Raw genomic sequence first — 320 nt, 5'->3', positions numbered from 1 at the left:
TCGTCGACACCTACGGCGGCGCTTGCCCGCACGGTGGCGGCGCGTTCTCGGGCAAGGATCCGTCCAAGGTCGACCGTTCGGCCGCCTACGCTGCCCGCTACGTGGCCAAGAACATCGTGGCCGCCGGCCTGGCGCGCCAGTGCCAGGTGCAGGTCAGCTACGCCATCGGTGTGGCCGAGCCCATCAACATCACCGTCTACACCGAAGGCACCGGCGTCATTCCCGACGACCAGATCGCCAAGCTGGTGCGCGAGCACTTCGACCTGCGTCCGAAGGGCATCGTCAACATGCTGGACCTGCTGCGCCCGATCTACACCAAG

Annotated in this window: 1 protein-coding gene; it reads left to right on the top strand. The window is 66.9% G+C overall.

The genetic code is table 11. The features are described from left to right. On the top strand, positions 1-320 hold a 320-nt coding region (locus RCF13_RS25085), incomplete at both ends, for a methionine adenosyltransferase (RefSeq protein WP_308141629.1).

This window comes from Stenotrophomonas maltophilia group sp. RNC7, from assembly GCF_030910085.1.
In the GTDB taxonomy this organism is placed as follows: Bacteria; Pseudomonadota; Gammaproteobacteria; order Xanthomonadales; family Xanthomonadaceae; genus Stenotrophomonas; species Stenotrophomonas sepilia.
Note: the sequence above shows the minus strand (reverse complement) of the source record. Positions and strands in the feature narration are given on the sequence as shown.